Genomic DNA, 24,538 nt, shown 5'->3' on the forward strand with positions numbered 1-24,538 from the left:
CATCTATTTTTTAAACTGTTTAGACTTTACCAAGTTTGATATTTCTTTATATGATATTCATGCTTGGTGAGGTCTAAATTTATTATTGTTCCCCCAATGAATCAAAATATTACTGAAAATATAAATCAAATTCAAGCACGAATTGAAAATGCTTGTCAGAAAGTAGGAAGAAATCCAAAGGAAGTAAAATTGCTTTTGGCAACCAAAACGGTTAATGCAGAGCGGATAAAAACAGCATTGAATGCAGGATATACGCTCATTGCTGAAAACAAAGTGCAAGAGGTCAAAGAGAAATATGATGCTTTGAAGGACATCCCACATACGAGTCATTTTATTGGGCATCTGCAAACTAACAAAATAAAAGAAATTCTAAGATATAATATCCATTGTATTCAATCGCTTGACAGAATTGAACTAGCTCAAAAATTGCAACAGCGATTGGCTTACGAAAATAAAAATATGGATGTTTTCATTCAGGTAAACACATCGAACGAGGCTAGTAAATTTGGAATAGCTCCAGAAAAAGCCATTGCTTTAGTGCAAGAGGTAGCTCAATTTGATCGACTACACATCAAAGGATTGATGACTATAGGTTTATTCAGTGCAAAATCAGAAGAAGTTAGACCATGTTTTCAATTATTAAAGAATTTACAATTAGAAATCAACGGATTGAACATAACAAATGTAGATGTTTCTGAACTTTCAATGGGAATGAGTAATGATTTAGAAATCGCCATTGAGGAAGGAGCAACAATCATCCGAGTTGGAACAGCTATTTTTGGAAAACGTATATATTCAGATAGTTATTACTGGAATGAAAATCATTAACACAATTTTTTTCCAAAGTACAAACAAGAACTTCATCGCTAAGAATATGTATTTACTTTTTTTTGATTTTACGTTTGACACTGATTTTTCGGTTTATCTGCCTAATGCTTATATTGCTCAGCAAAAAGGCAAGGCATGGTATTTTTTTAAAAAAGCTACGGATTCCGTGTTGTTAGGATTACCTGAGTTATCCATAAATTTACAACAAAAAGAGGCTTTGGTCTTAGTTAATAGCTTACAACGAACAGTATTACTGCAAAAATTTGTAAAAAAAGGCAGTTCCTTAGAAATTATTTATAAAAACATCACTCAAAAACAACTTATTCAAAGATATATTGAAGAAAAAACGGATGTTTTATTAGAGATTATTGCCAAAAATGGATTTATAACCACTTTAGAATACAGTAGTAGGGATGAAATTTTTAAAAGACGCATTCAGGTTAGTGAAAAAATCATAAAACCTTTTTTAGAGTTTGAAAAAACAAACTTAGGAATTAACTATCGTTTGTTTTTGTATGACAATGACACTAAGATGATTCCTTCGGAACAAAAAATTGAATTGTTGAACAATCAAAAATCATGGATTGTTATCAATCGAGAGTTAATGCGTGTGAATCATATTAAAGCATTGAACATAAAACCTTTTTTGAATAAAACTGAAGTTCATATTCCTGAGAAAATGGTTCATGAATATTTCGATAAGTTTCTTAAAGAAATTCTTAAGAAAGTAGAAATCAATGCCATAGGGTTCAACGTTTTACAAAAAAATAGTATTCAGTCATCGGAATTGCGTTTAGTCAATGATTTTTTTGAAAATCGCTATAAAATTTCGGTGGGATTCAATTATGGAGGTTATGTTTTTTTCAGTAACCAAGGTCGAATTTCCCATTCTGTTCTGGAAGTAGATGAAAATAACGCCATACAAATCATAACTTATAAAAGAGATACATCGTCTGAAGAAAAAATATATGATTTATTTAGGAAAATAGGTTTTGAAGAGGAAAATGGTTTATTTTTCGTTCAAAAAGAAGGTCTTTATGCGTCAGTATATCATCTTTTGGGACACAGTTCTGCTTTTATTTCTGAGAATATTAATATGAATTCCATAGAAATTGAAGGTAAAAAACTAAATAAAGACAATTTTGAGCTTATTTTTGATAACATATATGCCGAAAATGATTGGTTTGATTTGAAAATCCATGTAAAAAAAGGGAATAATACGTTTCATTTTAAGGAATTAGTCAAAAATATTAAGGAAAATAATCCAGTTTATATATTGCCTGACGGAACTGTTTTTTTAATTCCCGAAGAATGGTTTGCTCGTTACGGGACAATTGTAAAATTTAGTAAAGTGAATGAAGGCAAATTGCAGTTACCTAAAAGTAACTATGCTCTGTTGAACGATACGCCTGAACTACAACCAAAACAGTTGATAAACAATGTAGTATATGTTCCTTCTCCTAATTTGAAAGCTACGCTTCGACCCTATCAAAAGGAAGGTGTGCAATGGCTTTTGGATCATCATTACAACGGCTTGGGAGCGTGTTTGGCGGACGACATGGGTTTAGGAAAAACCTTGCAAACAATCGCTTTGTTGGTTGATATTCACGACCGATTGCCCATGCAGGAAAATACCACTCCAACCGATTTATTTGATTGTGTGCAGCAGAAAGAACCGCTAAAAGCCTTGGTAATTTTACCTTCATCGTTAGTGTTCAACTGGTATGACGAAACTAAACGCTTTGCACCGCATCTGAAATGTACGCAATATGTTGGTAATGAGCGTAAAGGTAAATCTAATCGTTTGCAGAATTACGATGTAATATTCACCAGCTACCCTATTGTGACACGAGACGCTAAGTTATTCCATAAACATGAATTTCGATATGTGATTTTAGATGAAAGTCAACGAATTAAAAACAAAAACTCGCAGATTTTCAAAGCTATTCACGATATCAAAGCTACGCATAAAATTTCACTCAGTGGAACACCTATCGAAAACTCCCTCAGTGACTTATGGTCGCAAATGCAATTCATAAACCCAAATATATTAGGGAGCTTTTCTCAGTTTTCGAAATATTTTAAGCAAGGCATTGAAAAGAAAAAGGATCCCATTGTTTTGGAGGAATTAAAAACAATCATCAGGCCGTTTTTGCTCCGCAGAACAAAAGAGCAAGTATTGGATGATTTGCCTGAACTTACAGAACAAATCACTTATTGTGAGCTTTCCGAGGCTCAAGAAAAATGGTATGAACGTGAAAAATCAGCAGTTCGCAATCAATTACTACAAGTTGATGGACAGATTTCGCAACTGAATGCTTTAAATATGCTCATGCGTTTACGTCAAATTAGTAATCATCCTAAATTGGTGGAGAAAAACAGCGATATACCCTCTGGAAAGTATGAAGAGGTTATTAGTTATATGGAATTAATAGCTAATTCATCACAAAAAGCATTAGTTTTTAGTAGTTTTGTGTCACATTTGGCAATTTTTGAACAATGGTGCATTGAAAATAATCTAAAATATGCGAAATTGACAGGAAGTGTACCAACGGATGAGCGGAAAAAGGAAGTAGAAGCCTTTCAAAATCAACCAGAAGTTACATTCTTTTTCATTTCGCTCAAAGCAGGTGAAGTAGGGTTGAATCTCACTAAAGCCTCTCATGTGTTGCTTTTGGATCCGTGGTGGAATCCTTTTTCCGAAAAACAAGCCATTGCCAGAGCTCATCGTTTAGGGCAAAAAAACAAGGTAAACGTTATTCGTTTTGTATCAAAAAACACCATTGAGGAGAAGATTATTCGTTTGCAGGAGTCGAAAAAGGAATTGTCACAAAACATCGTGGACGATACTGCAATCATCCACGATGTGATGCAACATATTGATGAAATTCTTTAGGTTCATTTGTAAAGTATCTAATTTTCTTTCAGAGTGTTAAAAAACAGCAGACTTCATCCCAACTGTTGGATTTCTTTCTTTTTTTGGTTGTTTTTTAGCTTTGAAAATCAGAAAAAAACAATTTGTCGTCTAAAAGGTATAACTACCCTTTTCTATTTAAAAATTTTGTAGCATTGGAATTCAATTTTTAACACAAAACCCCGATTTTCGGTTTTCGCCGAACTTCGGGGATTCGTTTGTAGCAGATATATAAATTATTTATCTGATATACAGTAGCAGATGCTCTTTTTTTTGAACAGACCTACAGAGGTTTCACCAATTCCAAAAACCAAGTTTTCACTTCGCCTTCCAGGTGTGGAGCGATTTTCTCTTCACAAGTTTTGTGATAAGCATTCAGCCATTGCTTCTCGTCATCAGTCAAAAGTGCAGGATTAATACCAGTTGCCATAAACGGACAAAGAGTTAAGGTTTCAAAGTCACAGAATGTACCAAACTCATTTTTACAGACTTCTCTAACAGCAACTAAATTTTCATGTCGAATCCCATATTTATTTTCTAAGTAAAAACCTGGTTCATTTGAGCAAACCATTCCTGGCAATAGCTCCTGTGGGTTCATATCCTTACGAATGTTTTGAGGGCCTTCATGCACGTTCATAAAACTACCTACACCGTGTCCTGTACCATGTCCATAGTCTTTGTTATTTTTCCAAAGAGCCATACGTGCAAAAGCATCCAGCTGTACACCACGTGTTCCTTTGGGGAATTTCACCAACGAGAGTTGAATCATCCCTTTAAGAGCCAACGTACTATCGTTGATAAACTCTTGCGATACTTTTCCTAACGGTACAGTACGCGTAATATCGGTTGTCCCCTCTAAATACTGTCCTCCAGAATCTACCAAGATACTTCCTTCTGCAAACACCTCTTTGCTACCGGTTTCAGGAGCAGAGTAATGCACTATAGCTCCATTTCCTTGATATCCAACAATGCTTCCAAAACTTTCTCCTACGAAATTTTCTCCAGCCGCTCGAAATTCTCTTAACTTAACCCCTATGCTGTATTCTGTCATTGGTTCTTTACCTACTTGATGTGTGAGCCAATAAAAGAATTTAGCTAAAGCTACACCGTCACGAACCATTACGGTACGGAAACCTTCTAATTCGGTAGCATTTTTTACTGCCTTCATTAAATTTCCAGGAACAGGAGATTGGATAAGCACATTCCCTTGAATTGCCCTGAAAATCGCCTGATTTGTATTTGGTGCAATAAGAATCTGTTTATCTTTTATTTCTGTAAGATATGGAAAGAAATCGGAATAAGCCCTTATCGTTACGTTTGCTTGGGTCAAATGAGCTCTTACCTCATCGGTAACTTTTTGTGTATCAACAAACAAAAAAGCATCTTCATTAGAAAGAACTATATAACCCAGAAATACAGGATTGTACGCTACATCACTCCCTCGGAGATTGAGTGTCCAAGCTACATCATCCAAAGCTGTGATAATATGGAGGTTTGCTTTTTGTTGCTTCATTTTCTCGCGGATAGCTTTCAATTTTTCTGCCACCGTTTGTCCCGCCCATTTGTCAGGATGTACAAAAATTGAATGTAAAGGACTCTTCTCTCGATTTACCCAAACTTTATTTAACAAAGGGTTGTCTTTCAATTCAATATGTTTAGTAGCTAGTGCCTTTTCCAATTTTTCCCAAGCTACATGTGATGTTGCTAATGCATTCACAGCAACTACCGATTTCTCAGGAAGCTCTGAAAGTAACCAATCCGTATAATCAGGTGTACCTTCCACACCTTCTTTAAACAAATCAATACCCGACCCTTCAAGTTCTATAGGAGCTTGTACAAAATAACGAGAATCCGTCCACAAACCTGCTTTATCTTCGGTAATAACCACAAATCCCGCTGACCCTGTAAATCCTGAAATCCACTGACGTTCAAGCCATTCTTTTGGTAAATATTCACTTAAATGTGGATCGGCACTGAATACTACAAACGCATCCACTCCTTCGGTTTGCATTTGTTTTCGTAATAATAATAATTTCTCTGACGTTTTCATCATATATGCTTTTAATTTCATTTTCTGTACCTAATCCACAAATGTAGGATTATTTTAAAAAAAAGACAAGAATTTTTAAAATATTTTAGGTCACAACTATCCGAAATTTTTCAAATAAAAATTTCGGATAGTTGTGTTTTTATACACATAAAAAACTTAAAAGTGCTTACAGAAGTTTAAAAAACAATCTGCCTTGGTTGTTTACTTGGTATGATAATTATGAATTAGGCATTCCCAATACAACTAATGCTATTGACGGTCATTTTGCTGATTTAAAGAATAAATTACGCAGTCATAATGGATTGTCCTTAAAGCGTAAAATGAGGTTTATAGATGAGTTTTTAAAGGCATAGAGACTCTCTAAAAATATTAAAGGGCTACTAATGATAGTAACCCATTGTTTATGGACATTTTCGTCGAGCCTCTTTATTATCCCTGACAGGTTGCTCTCCAGCAGAGCCTGTTTCTGTTTATAAAGATCAGACAAAGAAAATGCTTTTTAAATTCAAATCAAAATTTGGTAAAAAATTAGAGCCTAAAAAATGTCCATTAGAAACAATCATCTAAAAAACAGCCTAATTTTTGTCCATTATACCTAATTTTAGTTTGTGGAAAAAACCAAAATATAAAAAAAAACGGAAACCATCAAAAGCTTCCGTTTATTTTTTGTCGGTCAGCAGTCTTTATTAATATTTGATATACATCCAACTAGCTTTAGTATATTTCCTATTATTTTTATCAGAATATTCAATGATATAATAATACGTTCCTTGTGGTAATTTACTTGAAGGGGCGATAGTTAAGCCTATATTTGAATGCCCTTTAAATACCTTTTCTTTGTTGTTATATCCTTTTATTTCAAAGACTTTTATACCTGAGTAATTATATATTGCGACCTTATTAGTTGGAAAGTCCTCAATTCCTCTAATGTAGAAGAAATCATTCAAACCATCTGCATTCATTGACATTCCATTGTATGGAATAACATCGTTTAAGACTCTAATTGTTACCAGTGCAGTTGCACAACTTCCTAAACCATCACAAATTTTATACTCAAAAGTATCTATACCGACAAATCCTTTGTTTGGTACGTAGATTATCACATCATCGGAAGGATTGTTAAACGCTCCGTTATTGAACAAGCTGACTTTTCCGTTCGTAGGTGAAACTACCACAGACAGAGTTCCTGTTGTTGGTACGTTTTCATCGTTTTTCAATACACGTACTCCCACTGTCATTCCTGTCAGAACTTCATCCTCATCATCATTTGCAATAATATAGGAAATTGGTGTTTGAACTTTCGTAACGATTAGCACTACCGTTGCTGTAGCACAATTTTCAGGAACTGCTCCTATCTCGCATATTTGATATGTAATGGTATATGTTCCTGTGTTTGTGCTTGATGCAACTGTTAGCGTTCCTTCCGATGTTATCGCAACACCACTTCCTCCGTCATTTAGAATTGATGTAGAAACTGTGGAAGAGTTCACTCCAACTCCCCCTAAACTGTCATTAGCATGAACCGTTTCTGTACTCGTAGAACCTACTTCTATCGTAATGGTGTCATTTTGTGCATTGATAACATTTGTTGGTGTTTGAATTTTCGTTACGATCAACGTTACCGTTGCTGTGGCACAATTTTCAGGAACTGCTCCTATCTCGCATATTTGATACATAATGGTATATGTTCCTGTAATTGTGCTTGATGCAACTGTTAGCGTTCCTTCCGATGTTATTGCAACACCACTTCCTCCGTCATTTAGAATTGATGTAGAAACTGTGGAAGAGTTCACTCCAACTCCCCCTAAACTGTCATTAGCGTGAACCGTTTCTGTGCTTGTAGAACCTACTTCTATCGTAATGGTGTCATTTTGTGCATTGATAACATTTGTTGGTGTTTGAATTTTCGTTACGATCAACGTTACCGTTGCTGTGGCACAATTTTCAGGAACTGCTCCTATCTCGCATATTTGATACGTAATGGTATATGTTCCTGTGCTTGTGCTTGATGCAACTGTTAGCGTTCCTTCCGATGTTATTGCAACACCACTTCCTCCGTCATTTAGAATTGATGTAGAAACTGTGGAAGAGTTCACTCCAACTCCCCCTAAACTGTCATTAGCGTGAACCGTTTCTGTGCTTGTAGAACCTACTTCTATCGTAATGGTGTCATTTTCTGCATTGATAACATTTGTTGGTGTTTGAATTTTCGTTACGATCAACGTTACTGTTGCTGTAGCACAATTTTCAGGAACTGCTCCTATCTCGCATATTTGATAAGTAATGGTATATGTTCCTGTGCTTGTGCTTGATGCAACTGTTAGCGTTCCTTCCGATGTTATCGCAACACCACTTCCTCCGTCATTTAGAATTGATGTAGAAACTGTGGAAGAGTTCACTCCAACTCCCCCTAAACTGTCATTAGCATGAACCGTTTCTGTACTCGTAGAACCTACTTCTATCGTAATGGTGTCATTTTCTGCATTGATAACATTTGTTGGTGTTTGAACTTTCGTTACGATCAACGTTACTGTTGCTGTAGCACAATTTTCAGGAACTGCTCCTATCTCGCATATTTGATACGTAATGGTATATGTTCCTGTGCTTGTGCTTGATGCAACTGTTAGCGTTCCTTCCGATGTTATCGCAACGCCACTTCCTGCGTCACTTAGAATTGATGTAGAAACTGTGGAAGAGTTCACTCCAACTCCCCCTAAACTGTCATTAGCATGAACCGTTTCTGTACTCGTAGAACCTACTTCTATCGTAATGGTGTCATTTTCTGCATTGATAACATTTGTTGGTGTTTGAATTTTCGTAACGATTAGCACTACCGTTGCTGTGGCACAATTTTCAGGAACTGCTCCTATCTCGCATATTTGATACGTAATGGTATATGTTCCTGTGCTTGTGCTTGATGCAACTGTTAGCGTTCCTTCCGATGTTATCGCAACACCACTTCCTCCGTCATTTAGAATTGATGTAGAAACTGTGGAAGAGTTCACTCCAACTCCCCCTAAACTGTCATTAGCATGAACCGTTTCTGTACTCGTAGAACCTACTTCTATCGTAATAGTGTCATTTTGTGCATTGATTTCACATATTTTCTGCACAACAAATGTAGTTGTTGCACTGCACACTCCGTTAGAAAGTGTCATTGTGTATGTATTTCCAATAGTAAATCCTGTAATAATCTCTCCTACATGGGTTACAGAAGGATCGTTAAACGTGTAAGTATAGCTTGTGTCATAATTCGTAATTGTCGCTATTCCAGAAGTTACGCAAGTTGCATTTGTAACTTGTATGTTTGCTATTGGTTTCGAAATTACTGTAATGGTTGCTACATTTGCTATTGGCGTCACAACACACCCCTCAGCATTGCTTACTGATGTCAAAGTCAATGTATGTACACCTGTGGCACTTACCGTTACAGAGGTACTTCCTCCGAATAAGTTTACACTCGCTGAAGTGTCGTTTAGTCTATAGTTTACAACAGTATTAGGAGTGCCTATTATTTCAAAATAAGCGGGGGTTCCTTCACATACAATTGTATGAGAAGTATTAACCACTGGTATGATTGGTTGTGTTTTTACAGTTACGCTTACTATATCACTAAAAATATCGTCACAAAAAGGATTTGATATTTTAACATAGTAGTATTTACTTCCTCCTGTACCTGTCGAAGGCGTATATGTTGAAGAGGTTGCTCCTGTAATTAAAGAAACTCCAGTGGTGGTTGCTACTCCATTTTCATACCATTGATATACCTCTGTTCCTATAGAGGAAGATGCTAAAACGGATAAAATGACAGCCTCATTTTCGCATACTACAACCGAATTCGGTTGAGTGGTAACTGTGAGTGTTGAAAAAGACAAGGTTACTGCTCTTGTTTCGGGTTCACATACTGTAGTTTCTACACCATAATGGTATATCTCCGTAGGCTTTAAAACATAATTTTTTGGTAATTTTATCTTTGAGGAGCCTACAATCTGATAGATAGTCCAACTTGCTGTCGCAACTGATATGTTTGGTAGTTTTGATATTAAATCTTCTACTGTTGCTCCTTTACAAACAGTTCTACCCACATTAATAAAGCCGGGGTCTATTGCATGTGGATCATTTATAACAAAGAAAACAGGAGCCCTAATTAACTCACAAGAAGGATCGGTGCCACTCAGATATACCGAATAGTACATTGTAGAGGTAACTACAGCATTAGGTAGTGTAGTTGTAGGAGTTATGGCTGTATTTGAGTCATACCATATAAATACATTATCGGGGGACTCTCTTTTAATTGCCGTACGTACATGTTCCTCTACCTGCTGTAGCGTTAGAGGAGAATTGACACAATAGCTTAATGTTTGAGTTTTTACCCCAACTGCCCTTTGGATGATTAATGTAGCTGTTGTGGAAGTTACTTGTCCACAAGGAGAAGTGTACGTGTAAACAAAGGTAGCTTGATTTCCTACGGTTCTTTGTAATACTCTCAAGTTGATGTTAACTGTCCCTTCAGACTCTTCAGGAACGACGTAGTTTCCGGATTGTTCAGTAATTACCCCCGTGAAAGACTGTAATGAACCGAATAATTTATCTTTAATGTCGTAATTAGTAGGTAGAACTTTACCTTCTGGGGGAGCACATTCCACAACGACTGGCGACACGGTAGAAAAATCTGGAAGAGGATTTTCTACTCCCATGGTGAAAGTATGTGTATAAACCAATGTACATGTAAAAGTTGAAAAGCTCTTAGGCGTAAGGGTCAATACATAATAATTTGGAGTAAAGTCTCCCACCTCTAATGAAGGAATTGATAAGGTCGTCCCTGTGGAAGTAGCTCCTAAACCATCGGAACGTACCCAACTATAATCAAATGATTTGGTCATATCAGGAATAGAAAGCTCTGCTGGAACACCTTGACAATATGGCCCTATCCTATTTGGTGTTATCTCAACAGGAATGATGTTTGCCAATGAACGAGATAGTATTTTCCTATTTCCACACGCATCACTTATGGCAAAGGAGTAGGTAGCCGTAGCGCTTGATTCGTCAATCATGAAAAATCCGTGATTAGTTGGTGTGTAGGTAGTTAATGCTATTCCATTTCTTCTTAGGATTTGATAGGTGTATGGCTCTCTTCCCCCTTCTCCTATAATTTGCACTCCGTAAGAATTGCCTTGACAATGTACAACTCGTACATCTGATATGGTAGGTCTTTGTGAAGCAAAATCATACTCACTAATGATATTATCAGAACATCCCAATTGGTTCAACCCTCTTCGTGCAAAGACTCTAAATTTCGTATAAATACTCGAATATTGTGATAAATCAACTGGAGGAAGATTTTGAATCAAAGGTCTTTCGTTTCCTTTGAATAATATTTCCCCATAAAGATGTCTTTGTGTTCGACTTGGAGGTGGGGCCGGATTTGGATTCTCCCATATCTTCGTTATGGGGTTATATGCCATCAACTCGTACAGTATTTCGTACGAGTCTGGATTGGATGCAGGACGATCTATTTTAAGAGTAGGTCTACAATGAGCGTCAACCTCCCAAGTAACCGTAGGGTAAGGATTCTCCACTGTAGTAATAGTTAGCTCTTTATCTGCTCCACATGAGAAGTTTTCACCACGAATTTTGTAAGTTCCAGGAGGCATATTTCTGAACGTCATAGAGTGTGTTGGAAGATTCGTATGAGGATATGGATACGTTATCACATAAGGGAGTACCATGCCTGTTGGCAAATCACTGTGATTACCTGAATAACTCATAATACGAATTTGTTGTGGAGGATTTTCTTTATCAAATCGTAAACCTATAGTGCCACGTTGCTGTTCACAATCAGCGAGATAAGAATGAAACGAGAAGTAAGCTTCAGGAGAGGTTGTTGTACTGATTACGGTTATGCTTCTCGTAAATGAAAAAACACAACTCGGATTATCATTAAAAATCACACGTACCCGATAATCACCTAATTTCAAAAACTCAGGCGAAACAATTACTAAAGAGTTAGTAACTTTTTCTTTTACATAAGAATTTCCATAAGTGGATGTTTTATAGAAACCAGCATGAATTGGATTAAATTCAGAGGGATAATCTTCCAAAACAACATCAAATGATTCCTTTACTCCTGTAACTTTAACAGCAAGACCCTTATCCTGACATGTTATCTTTGGTTGTTCTAACGATAATCCTTTATCCAAAACTTGTTCACGTGTTTCAACTTTTTTTGTGTTTTTATTCTTGTCAAAAGCAATAGTTCCCCCACAACCTTCTTGAATAATGGTTCGTATATTCCATACTCCCGATTCTTTTGGGATGCCCAATTCAACATGGTCTTTTTTAAAAAACAATTTTCCTTGATTGGATGACAAATCAAAGTCTCCTCCATTGTCAATTATGTCCTGTTTGCTATTGTAAACATGTGTATTGGTGTACACTTGATTTGTTGGTGAGGTATAAACTAAAGTGACTGTAAGAGGGTAAGGTAAATAATCTTCTTGAAGTACTTCATAGTCTGTGGACACTTGAGATGTGAATGACATATCTCTATCACAACCAGCTTTAAAGGTACTAGCTCCAACGACGTAATCAGTGTTTGCATTCGAAAATGAGGGTGGAGATGTTTTTATATAAACGGGGTTATTCCCCACACGGATATCTCCACAGGCGTTTTCAACATCGACTCTATATTCTCCTTCCGAAAGACCTGTAAATACATGCGAAGATTGCTCTGTAATAAAAGATCCATCTGACCAATTTCTTAATCGGTAAATATGGGGAAAAGATTGCGATTCAGTCATGGTTACTGTTATAGTTCCAGCTGCAGGAGCTGCACAATACTGACCTTGTGCAACAAATCTGATATCTTTCTTTTTGTCTTTTATAACAATGACTTTTGGATTTGCTTTTACTACCTGACCAGGAGGAGAAATTCTTTCTGCTTTAAGTTCGTATTTACCAGCGGGTAAATTCTCGATACTATTGGAGGGTAATAAAGTAAAATGAGTGTCTGCTTCGCGTTTATAAAAATATCTATAATTAGTAGCATCAATACCTACACCTACCATATTAAGGTAAATAGCTCCCCCTTCTGTACAATCTTCATGGCGATAACGTACATTCAAAAAACGATTATTAGCAGGTCTTAACTTGACACTGCCAGGAAACACATGCACACAAGTTCCTTTTAATCCTTTGACAGTGAATCTTCTTTCACTCGGGGATGCATTAAATATCCCTACATCAATAGCCATTGCTTTAGCTATAGGGTCGTATGTTGCTGTATAAACATCTCCTGTCACATTGTCTGTCGCAGTAAATACGTAATCCGTAGTGTCATACGTGTTTTCTAAATAAATGATACCCTTGTCTCCTATCGTAACGCGATGGACAGAGGAAGTGTTTAGAAAAATGGATTCAAAATACAACAAATCATTCGCATCACACTGTCCCCAAATTTTGGAAAGAGGGGCAACTAAAAAAAATAGTAAGCCCCATAAAATATTTATTTTTTTCATAGTTGTGTTTTTAGTGATTTAATGTTACACTTATCATAATTTCTATTTTTTATACATTTAATTTTATTGTAGACTGTATCAAAATTCATAAGCAAATTCGGTCATAATTCACCGTCATTTTGTTGTTACATTTAATTCCGTGACTACAAAGGAAGACCTCAAATCAATGGACAAAGCTACAAAAGACAAATCATTTCTCAAAACAAAACTTGTTGAAATTTAAGACATTGCTTAAACTTTAACATATTCAACTTTTTAATTATTATAGTGTTCAATCCAAATTATACGATGGGATTTTTTTATTTGAAATCAATGGGATAATCCCATAATTCTATGAATCAATTTCGACGTTGTTTTGTCAGGGCTATTCGGAGTTTAATTTCATTATCTACTTTTTCAAAATAGGCTCCTATAGCAAATGTCCTACATCGTAATATGTTGATAATGATTTTTGCGTTTTCTCCTGCAAAACAAATATTCTAAATAGACATCAGATTATACGCAATCATCAAAAATATCAAAGCTGCTTCGATTGGAAAAACCTCTTTCAAATTAAAATTCCCTGCTACAAAATCTTGTTTTAATTCCTTAAATTCTGTTCTCTGCATCGCCTCGCTGAAGTATAGCCTCCATAGATCAACCGCTTTTTATTTTTCTTTTTTTCACAAAAGTCCAAAGTTCATCAACTTGTAACGATTTGTATTTGTTTTGTTTGGGTTTGATTTCTCGATTGAAATTTACCAAAACCGAAAGTACTTTTTTGATGCTAACTTTCTCAATTTCAGCAATATCACGAATGCCTACATTTCTTGCCAAAAGCAAGAGAATTTTCGCAGCGATATGCGAAGCCCAACCTTTGTAGGTCAGATTATGGTCGCCGATGAATTGGCGTTTACAGGTTTTGCAAAGATAATTTTGTTTTTTGTTCTTTTTATTCCCATTTTTGACTATCTTTGTGCATTGACAATTGGGGCAGTGGAGTTTAATTGTTATTAGCATTCAACAAAAATACAACTTTACTCCCTGATTGTCAAATTTTTATACCATCATACTTTTTAAAACACGACCAATTTACCAGAATACCTCATTCATTATCAAAAAGCAATTGATGATTATTACAATCAAAACTATCAAGAGGTTTTAGTTAATATTAACAAAACAATTGCGATATCCGACATTGACGATTGGAGACATTTTGCTTTTAAAGCTAATGTATTGGAAGATTTAGGACGATACAATGAAGCCATCGAAAATTATACTAAAGCTATTGATTATGCGAGTGATGATATTCGCATATACGCTCAATACCACCAAATAGGATTTTGTTATATGAGTTTAAACAATCATAAGAAGGCAATTGAATTGAAAAAGAAACATCCAAATTCCCCACTCAATGAAGATTTGGAGGGAATGTATATGGGAGTGATGTTGGGAGTAGAATTTAAGCGTATGTATAACAACAGAGGAAATTCCCTAAAAAACATAGGAAGGCTTCAAGATGCTTTTGAAGATTGCAAGAAGGCATTAGAGTACGATGTCAATTATTCCAACCCATATTTGTTACTTTCTCAAATTTTTTCCCAAGCTGATCAAGAGGATAAAGCACTCATATTTTTGAAAAAATCAGCGGATTTAGGAAATCAAAATGCACAACGAATGTTAAGACAATTAGGCTATTTTTAAAAAACAATGAAAAAATACACAGCTAACTACATACATACTAATTCTAATTTTGTTATCCAAAATTTAAAAGACAGACAAACGGAAGACACAGAACTATATGCTTTTTGTTGTGTTTTGAAAAACATTTTACAAAGAGGTGTCCCCACTTGGATGTCTAAATTTCTACAAGAAAAATTGGGTAAAATTCACGAAAAGGAAAATTTTACAAATTATTTTTTGTATCCAAACTCAGAAAAGGTTGTTTGGCATAGTACAATAAAGGGAGACGAACAAGAAAATATTTTTCCTGCTCGTCGTTTTTATGAAGAAATTATTCTCAAAGAATTTGGGGAATATGCCTTTATTCAATCACTTATTGTGCCCGAAATAGAAATCAATGAAATTTGTGGAGACAACGAAAGCTTTAAAAATCAGCAAGTTGATTTTTATCTTCCACAGGCAAAATTAGTTATCGAAATAGACGGAAAACATCATGAAGAAGAAAGCCAAAAAAAATTAGACACCGAAAGAGACAACTACCTAAAAGGGAAAGGAATTTTAACCATTCGTATTAAAACAGCTGAACTTAAAAACAGAAAATATACAGACAAAATAAACGAGATACTTAATCATTTAGGAAGATATGAAAAATTATTAAATATATACAAGTTAGCATATTCCATTGATATTGAGAATGTTTCAAAAGAAATCCTCAACGAAAAATATCTTCCAACAGCCATTATTCGTTTTCAAATATTGGTATTGGAGTTATTGATGAATGGTCAATTGAAACTTGACACTGATTGGAATTTTAATATTTTCACAGAAGTCAATCTAAATAATTTTGCAGAATTAGCCATTGAAGATATTTTTATTTGGTTCGAGCATTTGTATTTATTAAAAAACAAAAAATCAATTAACAAACCTAAGGTCAATATTCATTTTGCAGAAGAAAAACACGAATTTAAAACCAATTTTATTAATATAAATTTTTCATTGTCAAAAAGATATACGGATGAAAATCTGCTCTATCCTGAAACAATTTTTGTAAGAACGGATTATTTTGATAGGATACGCGATAAAAATTATTTCCAAGTAAGTACTTCTCAACCTATCAACTATGAGGTTACCAAAGATGATGAAAAGACGATTGAGTTTTTTCTGCAAAATATTTTTGATAAACCGAATCTTCGCGAAGGACAATTTCCAATTATTGCCAACGCCCTAAACCGAAAAGACACTATTGGTCTTTTACCAACAGGGGGTGGAAAATCGTTGTGTTATCAACTACCTTGCTTATTGCAACCCAGCATTAATTTTGTAGTTTGTCCCATCAAATCGCTTATGTATGACCAGAAAGAAAATTTAGATAACATACTGATAACTAATACTAATTGGGTTACAAATGATTTAGAACCAGAAAAAAAAAGCAACATAGAACAAAACTTTGAACAAGGAAAATATCTACTCACGTGGATTTCCCCAGAGCGTTTCCAAATACAAAGTTTTAGAGATAAGATTTTAAGTATTAACGCTAAATTTTCAATTGCCTATGCTGTAATCGACGAGGTACATTGCCTTTCGGAATGGGGACATAGTTTTAGACTTTCGTATCTGAATTTGGCAAAAACCATTGACGCACTCAGTCCAAAAGATGAAAACGGAGAAGGAGTAATCAAGTTTTTAGGACTTACCGCCACGGCATCAGTTAATGTATTGAAAGATATAAAAATAGAATTTTCAAGACAAAAAACACGATTAGAAGACGAAAACATAAAATCATTAACAGATTACAGCCGAAAAGAACTTGAATTTCAAGTCATCAAAGATAAAAAGGACAAAGCAGAGGAGTTGAAAACTCTGCTTGAACAATTCAAAAACGAAGATGGCTTCTTAGAAAATGACGAAAGAGCAGGGCTTATTTTTACACCGAATGTAAATGGTTACAAGGGCTGTTATACAGTTTCTAACCATTTATCAACAATATACCCTAACAAAGTGAGTTGGTATGCAGGAAGTATTCCAAATGATAAAACATATCACACGGTAAAAATACCTGAGCAATATGCTCATAATCATCTTGCACTTATTAACGAAATAAAACGGCAGTTGAAAGATTTTGATAATACTTTATCAGAAGAAGAAATTGATACAATTATACGAAATAACGGGGATATCAATCAAATACAAAGCAGAGCAAGTAAAAACAATGGGGTATATCTTCTGTCAATTAAACAGATTCCAAAATTCAGTGAAAAAAAATTCAAAGACCACAAAGACAAGGTTCAAAAAGCATTCAAGCAAAATAAATACTCATTACTTGTTGCTACCAAATCGTTCGGAATGGGAATTGATAAAGATAACACTTTTTACACCATTCATTATGGCATTCCCTCCTCTGTAGAATCGCTTTATCAAGAAGCAGGGCGTGCGGGAAGATGGGCAAAAATTCCTGAAAATGAACATAAAAAAGGAAGGTGTTTTGTTTTATTCTCTCCTGAAACTTTGAGTCCAAGTCAAACAAATAAGGTTATAGATGAACAAGATATAGACTTAAATGATTTACATCAAACGGACACAAATGATTATATTTCAGAAGTTTTTGCACAAAACACAACTATTAAACGCATTAAAGAGATAACAGAAGCTGTAGAGAAGAATGACCAAAAAGATGTTTCGGCACAACTATATTTATTTTTACAAGGGTTAAACGATGTTGATGAAGATTTAAAAGCAGTTTTAGATTTTAAAAATCGTTATTTTGAAAAACATAAAACAAAAACAATCACTTTTTTTGGTACAAAGGGACGAGAAAACCAAGAAAAAATTATTTACCGCTTGTCTCTTTTAGGAATCGTTAAAGATTGGACAAATAATTTTGTAAATCAGTTTGAAGTAACATTTTCATCTGATGAGGATAGTCACATTTTAAAAAGTATTGAAAACTATGTTGGAAAATACGAATTAACCAAAAACATTGCCAATGAAATAGAGAAAACAGAAGGTAGTAGTTTTTTAGAAAAAAGCACAAGGTATCTTTTGCAATGGATTTTTGACCATATTGTTTATAATCGCAAACAATCACTTAAAACATTGTATGACTGGTGTTTAGAATTTAAAGATAGTGCTTCATTTAAAAAACAATTGGATAGTTATTTTGTTTTTAGTGATTTAACTTTTATTCTTCAAGCTCTTGGCGAAAAACCTCTTGATTATAAAAATTGGTTTGATGTTTTTTATTTTGAAGAGGAAACAAATGAGTCAATTAACGGACAATTAAAAAAGAATAAAATATTCATTCCTACACTAAAAGATAAGATGTTACGCAATGATAAGTATAGAAATTTGCGTGATGTCATTAGCCGTTTTTTGGAAAGTTATAAAAATAATATTGGTTTAGATTTTGTGAGTGGTTTGGTTCGTTTAGCTTTAGATGATTTCAAAAATTTGGATGGAAAACCACGTTTTGAAAACGCCCTTAAAATGATTACAACAGAGTTCTCCAAGGAAAATCAACAAGAAATATTAGACAAATTGATGTCCTTAGGAAAACATTTTGAAACACACCAAAAAGAACAAATTTGTATCTCAATTAAAAAATATTTTTCAGAGCAAGTTTTTGTTTCCTTTGCAGACGAATTTCATCTGCCCTATTTATTAGTTGATTTGTATCAACAAAGAATTGAAAAATTAAAGCAAATAAATAATCAGTTATATGAGCAACTTAGAGAAATTTAGCCAAGCACTTGAAAATTTGAATACAGAAGCTCAAAATTTAAAAGAGATAGGTGCAACTTATAAGAAAATAGAATCTTTATGTTCTGAATATAAGGAAATTAATGATAAAGCAACGAAAAATAACGATACTTTGTCTGAAATATTGCACTTGCAAGAGCAGGGGCAAAAAAAGATTTCAGAATCAATGGTAAAAATTGAGCAAGAAAGAATCTTTTTTCAAAAAGAATTTACTCAAACCATACAACGAAGTTTTGAAATCATTACTTCTTCACTTAAAGAAATAGATGATAATCGAAAACTGTACCAAGCAGAACTTACAGAAAGTATTCACAACGATATTGATATTCTTTCTAAAAACAATAAAACCTTATACCAAGATTGGGAAAAAGATGTACGAATAAAATTAGAAAATCACAAGTTTGAAATAAAACAACTTATTGAAAATGAGAGAAATCAAATAAAACAAATTTTTGAAATCGAATTTTCAAAGGCTGTTAAAACACTTTCAGAAACCATACAAAACGAAAGTCAAAGTATTCGTAAAAAACAAAATACAGACAAAAACTTCGTATTGTTTTTCTCTATAGTTATTATCTTACTCTGTGCCTTTATAATCTATAAAGTGATATAATATGCCGTACACCCAAAGCAATCAACCCCAAACTCCCAACGAAGGCAATTCAGAGGCTTTATTTTCATTGGGAAAATACCATTATGAAAAGTATGTCCTTTCATATGGAGCAGAAGATTTCTATACGGCAAAAAAGTATTTGCAAATTTTAGCTGAGCAAAACAATGATGATGCTCAATTTCTGTTGGGAATGCTTTACAAAACAAAAGAGGGTGCTCATAGCAAAGAGGCGATACATTGGTTTTTACAAGCAGAACAAAACGGAGTTAAGGATGCTACTGACGAGCTAAATCAATTTCACTATATCAAAGAAAAAGCTGAAAATGGCTGTCCAGAATCCCTATTCCAATTGGGGGAATACTACGAGTTTCAAGGATTCTATGCCGATGCTGCCGAGTGTTGGGAAAAAGCTGCCCATCAAGGGTGTGTTTTGGCACAAAACAAACTTTATGATTTCCACAAAAGTAATCATAATTACGTAGAATCTGAATATTGGGAAGCAAAACTAGCTCAGAACGAAAAAGATAGACAAATTGAACTGGGAGCATTACACCTTCAACTTGAGAATTATAAAGAGGCTATATATTATCTCAAAAAAATAGCCGTAGGAGAAGGTGAATACGGAGAATATCCTTACCAGTCGTATGATGATTATATTGAAGAGTGGCTTTATGGTTGCCATAGAGAGACGCTTCAAGAAGCTATTTATTGGTTGAGCAGGATAGCGAGAATAAATGAAAATATAAAATCCTATTTAATAAAACTTGATGAAAAGTTCATTTCTTTGCTATACACTGAAAAACACATTTTTTGGTTGGAAAAGTTAGCTAAAAAGGAAAGTATTACGGCTCACGAATATTTGATGCTTCTATATTACGAACAAGGATTGTTTGATCCTGCTTCACATTGGTATGGAAAATCATTTGAAACGGGTAATGAGCAGGAAATAAAGATAATATGGAAAATATATAATTCTCCTTTTAAATATAACTCTTTGTTTTCAGACACAATATCATATTGGGAGGAAAAATTAGCTGAACGAGGCTATGCAGAAGCCCAATACGAAATAGCAAATGACTATTTTGATAAAGGAAATTACGAGAAAGCTATTGAATGGTATGAAAAATCTGCTAAACAGGGGCATTATTGGGCTCAATGCTATCTTGGAGAATTATTATACGAACAAGTAGAAGACTATAACAAAGCTATTTATTGGCTGAATCAAGCCGAACTACAAAAAAAAGACTATGACGACGATGAATCTTTTCTTCAAGTCAATCCTAAATCTTTTAAAAATTTAACCCAAGAATCGTGGCAAATTGTACTACATTGGTATAGAGTTGCTATCGAAAAAGGAGATTATTTGGGGCAACTGCATTTGGGGATTTGCTATAATGAAGGTTTAGGAACTGAGAAAGACCTTGATAAAGCTTTGTTCTGTCTTAAAAAATCAGGAATTAGTAATTAAGTATAGATAGTTCATTGTTTAGTTTAAGCATTAATAATTTTAAGACACTATCCCTCTAAGTGTGTAAGTTAAAAAGTTGGGGTTAAGTTTTGGGAGTATCCCATAATGCAAATGTATCAAATGTTTCACATATGCTTCACACATAAAAAACAGAAAAGGCTTTACATTTCTGTAAAGCCTTGATTTTCTTTGTGGTCCCAGCTGGGCTCGAACCAGCGACCACCTGATTATGAGTCAGGTGCTCTAACCAACTGAGCTATGAGACCTGTCCACTGTAAGACGGTGCAATATTACATCTTTTTTTTTTCTTACGCAAGTAAAGAAAGAGTATTTTTACACCATTGTATTTAAGTCGTTAAATATGAAACCTTTATAACTTCATAATTTTATTAGCAGGTTCATAATACAAAAAATTGTATTTTAAACTACCTCCAAAATAATCGTGTTCATTTCGCAGTGAGGCGTAAACATTCAACTCTTGTCGGAGTGCTTTTTCAGCATCTTCATTGATTTTTAACGGATTTAATGAAGAAAGTAAAGGTCTTAACCGATTAATCAGATTTTGATATTGAGCTGAAGCATATCCCATTTTTTGGTCGTTTTTTACCAAGTGACTTAACACAGCATCTCGGTTTCCATTGAGTTGGTAAATAGTTTCTAAAACATTTATCTCAACGTTATTTAAGCCATTCGCCACCAAAGGAAAACGTTTCAAGTGGAGTTGGATAGCATTAGGCAGTGCTGTTAAGCGAGTTTGTATGTTTTTGGTGTGTTTTTCTAATTGCAGAGGAGAATTGCTACAGTAGAGTTGCCAAATGTAATCAGCATATTCGATATCATCTTGAATTAGCGGATGTCGCTGGGTGTAGGCAAGTTTTATTTTTTCAATAGTTTGGCTGCTTGGAAGTAAATTAACCCATGACACTTGAATATTTTTGCGGTGTTGCTTTATCCATGAAATCACACCTATCATGTTAAACTGACTTTGTAAGTCTTCTGCAAACCATAATACTATTTCATCTTGTGTTTTTTGATTGCATAGGTTTCTATATTCCTTCAAAACGGTTTCAATAAACGATGATTTTTCCGTATTATATTCATTTTTAAAAAAATCATACCGATTTTTCCAAAAATGTTCACTACCTACATCAGTTGTTGTTTTTCCCTCACAAAGCATTTCGTTCCAAGTGATTACTTCCGATTTTGCGTAGGTTTGTTGCAATTTTTCAGAGGTAGATTGGTTGTTAGTAATATGTAGTACTCGTTTCATAATATCATTATTTTAGTTGTACAGACCATCCGCAAACTTACGAAAAAAAATAATATGATATATTTTTATTTTCGAAAAAAAATAATGAAGAGTAATAAAAAAGGCTATCTTTTTCAGTTAGATAGCCTCTTTTAAATACATTAACTCAAGATTCTATTTAATGTTTTACTTGGTTGCATTGCTGCATAAGTTCGTTTTTCATTCGGAGCATAATATCCCTCAATGCTGACAGGATGTCCCTGAACGCTTACTAATTCCTCAACGATTTTTGTCTCATTATCTTTCAACGCTTGTGCTATAGAAGCAAATTCACCTGCCAATTGGTGATCTTTATCTTGATTTGCCAAAGCCTCAGCCCAATACAAAGCTAAATAGAAATGGCTTCCACGGTTATCTAATTGTCCTAATTTTCGTTGAGGTGATTTATTGTTTTCCAACACTTTTTCGGTAGCTTCACCAAGAGCATTGGCTAAAACTGAGGCTTTTGGATTGTTGAAAGTTTCTGCAAGATGCTCTAATGAAACTTCTAATGCCAAAAATTCGCCCAATGAATCCCAACGCAAGTAGTTCTCTTCCAAGAATTGCTCCACATGTTTTGGGGCAGATCCACCAGCTCCTGTTTCAAACAATCCTCCTCCGTTCATCAGAGGTACAATAGAAAGCATTTTGGCACTGGTACCTAACTCTAAGATAGGGAACAAATCAGTTAGGTAATCACGAAGTACATTTCCTGTTACAGAAATGGTGTCTTCCCCTTTCTTTAGGCGTTTTAACGTATAAACCGTAGCTTCTTCTGGTGATAAAATTTGGACATTTAAACCGTTGAGATCATAATTTTTAAGATATTCCTCCACTTTTTTGATAAGTTCATTATCGTGGGCTCTGTTTTTATCCAACCAAAAAACGGCTGGAGTTTGGGTTGCTTTAGCACGTGAAACTGCCAACTTTACCCAATCTTGAATAGGCGCATCTTTCACTTGACACATACGCCAAACATCACCAACTTCTACATTATGAGACAAATAAACCACTCCATCTTCCCCAATAACGTTCACTATTCCCGTCGCAGGGATTTCAAAAGTCTTGTCGTGAGAGCCATACTCTTCCGCTTTTTGAGCCATCAGTCCTACGTTCGGAACAGTCCCCATAGTAGTTGGGTCGAAAGCTCCGTGTTCTTTGCAGAATGCGATTACTTCTTTGTAAACTCCTGCATAAGAGCTATCAGGAATCACCGCCAAGGTGTCTTGAGCTTCGCCTTTGGCATTCCACATTTTTCCTGAATTGCGAATCATTGCGGGCATTGATGCGTCAATAATAACATCGCTTGGCACATGTAAATTGGTAATCCCTTTATCAGAATTTACCATTGCCAAAGCAGGTGCGTTTTCGATAGCCGTTTGAATATCTTTTTCAATAATCTCTCGTTCAGTATTTTCCAAATTCGACAGTTTAGCGATGATATCGCCCCAGCCGTTATTTGCGTCCGCTCCGATTTTTTTTAGAATATTTGCGTGTTTTTCAAAAATATCGGCGAAGAACGTACGCACTGCGTGTCCAAAAATAATAGGGTCAGATACTTTCATCATCGTAGCTTTCATGTGTAATGAAAACAAAATGTTTTTATCTCTTGCCTCTTGTACTTGTTCTTTTAGGAAAGTAAGCAAGGCTTTTTTGCTCATCACTGCTGCGTCAATGATTTCGCCCTTCTGTAAAGATGTTTTTTCTTTCAAGACTATTTTCTCTCCTTCAGCGGTTGTAAGCTCAATTCGTACGTTGTCTACTTTTTCTGTAGTTACCGACTTTTCACTGTGGTAAAAATCGCCTGTGGACATAGTAGCTACTTCGGTCAATGAATCTTTGCTCCAAGCGCCCATAGAATGAGGGTGTTTTTTAGCGTAGTTTTTCACTGCCTTTGGAGCTCTTCGGTCTGAATTTCCTTCTCGAAGCACTGGATTTACGGCACTTCCTTTAATTTTATCGTAACGTGTTTTAATCTGTTTTTCTCCTTCGGTAGTCGGATTTTCGGGGTAGTCAGGCAAATCGTATCCTTTGGATTGTAACTCTTTTATGGCAGCAATCAGCTGAGGTACTGAAGCACTAATGTTTGGTAGTTTAATGATGTTAGCCTCAGGTTGTGTTGCCAATTCTCCTAAAACTTTTAAAGCATCTTCCACCTGTTGTTCTTTGGTCAAAAAATCAGGGAAATTCGCCAGAATACGTCCCGCTAAGGAGATATCTTTCAACTGAAAATCAATATTTGACGAAGTCGTAAATCGTTTGATGATAGGCAATAGAGAATGGGTCGCCAATAACGGAGCTTCATCGGTTTTAGTGTAGATTATTGTTGCTTTTTGAGTCATTACTATATGATTTTTTATTAAGAAACCACAAATGTAACATTTTATTTTTAAAAAAAATAGTATTCCCTTAAAATATTTTAGCACAAATCTCAAAATAGCC

Annotated in this window: 13 protein-coding genes and 1 tRNA gene; 7 read left to right on the forward strand and 7 right to left on the reverse strand. The window is 34.8% G+C overall.

Annotated elements, in window-relative coordinates; genetic code table 11:
• Positions 1–96: 96 nt before the first annotated feature.
• Together ACF3OB_RS04325 and ACF3OB_RS04330 are read left to right on the forward strand one after the other, a co-directional pair.
• Positions 97–828: a YggS family pyridoxal phosphate-dependent enzyme gene (locus tag ACF3OB_RS04325; protein WP_095912325.1), complete on the forward strand. Its 732-nt coding sequence runs from the start codon at positions 97–99 to the stop codon at positions 826–828.
• A gap of 46 nt (positions 829–874) precedes the next feature.
• Positions 875–3,724 (forward strand): SNF2-related protein, encoded by a 2,850-nt coding sequence (locus ACF3OB_RS04330; protein ID WP_392448496.1) that lies wholly within the window; start codon positions 875–877, stop codon positions 3,722–3,724.
• A gap of 301 nt (positions 3,725–4,025) precedes the next feature.
• Here ACF3OB_RS04330 and ACF3OB_RS04335 read toward each other — a convergent pair whose 3' ends face one another.
• Positions 4,026–5,792 carry an aminopeptidase P family protein gene (locus ACF3OB_RS04335; protein ID WP_172914003.1) on the reverse strand — a complete coding sequence of 589 codons (1,767 nt, stop codon included), beginning with the start codon at positions 5,790–5,792 and terminating at the stop codon, positions 4,026–4,028.
• A gap of 131 nt (positions 5,793–5,923) precedes the next feature.
• Here ACF3OB_RS04335 and ACF3OB_RS04340 point away from each other — a divergent pair, with 131 nt between their 5' ends.
• A complete protein-coding gene (locus ACF3OB_RS04340; RefSeq protein WP_232751806.1) occupies positions 5,924–6,145 on the forward strand; it encodes a hypothetical protein in 222 nt (73 codons plus the stop codon).
• Between the two features lie 333 nt (positions 6,146–6,478).
• Here ACF3OB_RS04340 and ACF3OB_RS04345 read toward each other — a convergent pair whose 3' ends face one another.
• From ACF3OB_RS04345 to ACF3OB_RS04355, 3 genes are all read right to left on the reverse strand, one after another.
• Positions 6,479–13,309 carry a gliding motility-associated C-terminal domain-containing protein gene (locus ACF3OB_RS04345; RefSeq protein WP_392448498.1) on the reverse strand — a complete coding sequence of 2,277 codons (6,831 nt, stop codon included), beginning with the start codon at positions 13,307–13,309 and terminating at the stop codon, positions 6,479–6,481.
• A 479-nt stretch (positions 13,310–13,788) separates the two neighbouring features.
• Positions 13,789–13,917, reverse strand: coding sequence for a hypothetical protein (locus ACF3OB_RS04350; RefSeq protein WP_392448500.1), 129 nt, complete (start codon positions 13,915–13,917; stop codon positions 13,789–13,791).
• 28 nt (positions 13,918–13,945) lie between these two features.
• The gene (locus ACF3OB_RS04355; protein WP_392448502.1) at positions 13,946–14,308 is read right to left on the reverse strand and encodes an IS1 family transposase; all 363 of its coding nucleotides are present in this window, start codon (positions 14,306–14,308) and stop codon (positions 13,946–13,948) included.
• A 216-nt stretch (positions 14,309–14,524) separates the two neighbouring features.
• Here ACF3OB_RS04355 and ACF3OB_RS04360 point away from each other — a divergent pair, with 216 nt between their 5' ends.
• Genes ACF3OB_RS04360 through ACF3OB_RS04375 form a run of 4 tightly spaced genes read left to right on the forward strand, consistent with a single transcriptional unit; the run spans position 14,525 to position 20,808 of the window.
• Positions 14,525–14,992 (forward strand): tetratricopeptide repeat protein, encoded by a 468-nt coding sequence (locus ACF3OB_RS04360; protein WP_111966940.1) that lies wholly within the window; start codon positions 14,525–14,527, stop codon positions 14,990–14,992.
• A 6-nt stretch (positions 14,993–14,998) separates the two neighbouring features.
• Positions 14,999–18,709, forward strand: a complete 3,711-nt coding sequence (locus ACF3OB_RS04365) for a DEAD/DEAH box helicase (RefSeq protein WP_392448504.1) — start codon at positions 14,999–15,001, stop codon at positions 18,707–18,709.
• Complete coding sequence (locus tag ACF3OB_RS04370) at positions 18,687–19,340, forward strand: hypothetical protein (RefSeq protein ID WP_095894026.1); 654 nt, start codon at positions 18,687–18,689, stop codon at positions 19,338–19,340. Before ACF3OB_RS04365 ends, ACF3OB_RS04370 begins: the two co-directional genes overlap by 23 nt.
• Before the next feature lies 1 nt (position 19,341).
• Complete coding sequence (locus ACF3OB_RS04375; protein WP_095894025.1) at positions 19,342–20,808, forward strand: tetratricopeptide repeat protein; 1,467 nt, start codon at positions 19,342–19,344, stop codon at positions 20,806–20,808.
• A gap of 192 nt (positions 20,809–21,000) precedes the next feature.
• Here the strand turns inward: ACF3OB_RS04375 and ACF3OB_RS04380 are convergent.
• The 3 genes from ACF3OB_RS04380 to ACF3OB_RS04390 all read right to left on the reverse strand — a co-directional run bounded on the left by ACF3OB_RS04380 (position 21,001) and on the right by ACF3OB_RS04390 (position 24,438).
• Positions 21,001–21,074, reverse strand: a tRNA-Ile gene (locus ACF3OB_RS04380).
• Positions 21,075–21,178: 104 nt separating this feature from the next.
• Positions 21,179–22,078 (reverse strand): DUF1835 domain-containing protein, encoded by a 900-nt coding sequence (locus tag ACF3OB_RS04385; RefSeq protein ID WP_095894024.1) that lies wholly within the window; start codon positions 22,076–22,078, stop codon positions 21,179–21,181.
• 140 nt (positions 22,079–22,218) lie between these two features.
• Positions 22,219–24,438 (reverse strand): NADP-dependent isocitrate dehydrogenase, encoded by a 2,220-nt coding sequence (locus ACF3OB_RS04390; RefSeq protein ID WP_392448508.1) that lies wholly within the window; start codon positions 24,436–24,438, stop codon positions 22,219–22,221.
• Positions 24,439–24,538 lie beyond the last annotated feature (100 nt).

The organism is Capnocytophaga canis, from assembly GCF_043187445.1.
GTDB classification, from domain to species: domain Bacteria; phylum Bacteroidota; class Bacteroidia; order Flavobacteriales; family Flavobacteriaceae; genus Capnocytophaga; species Capnocytophaga canis.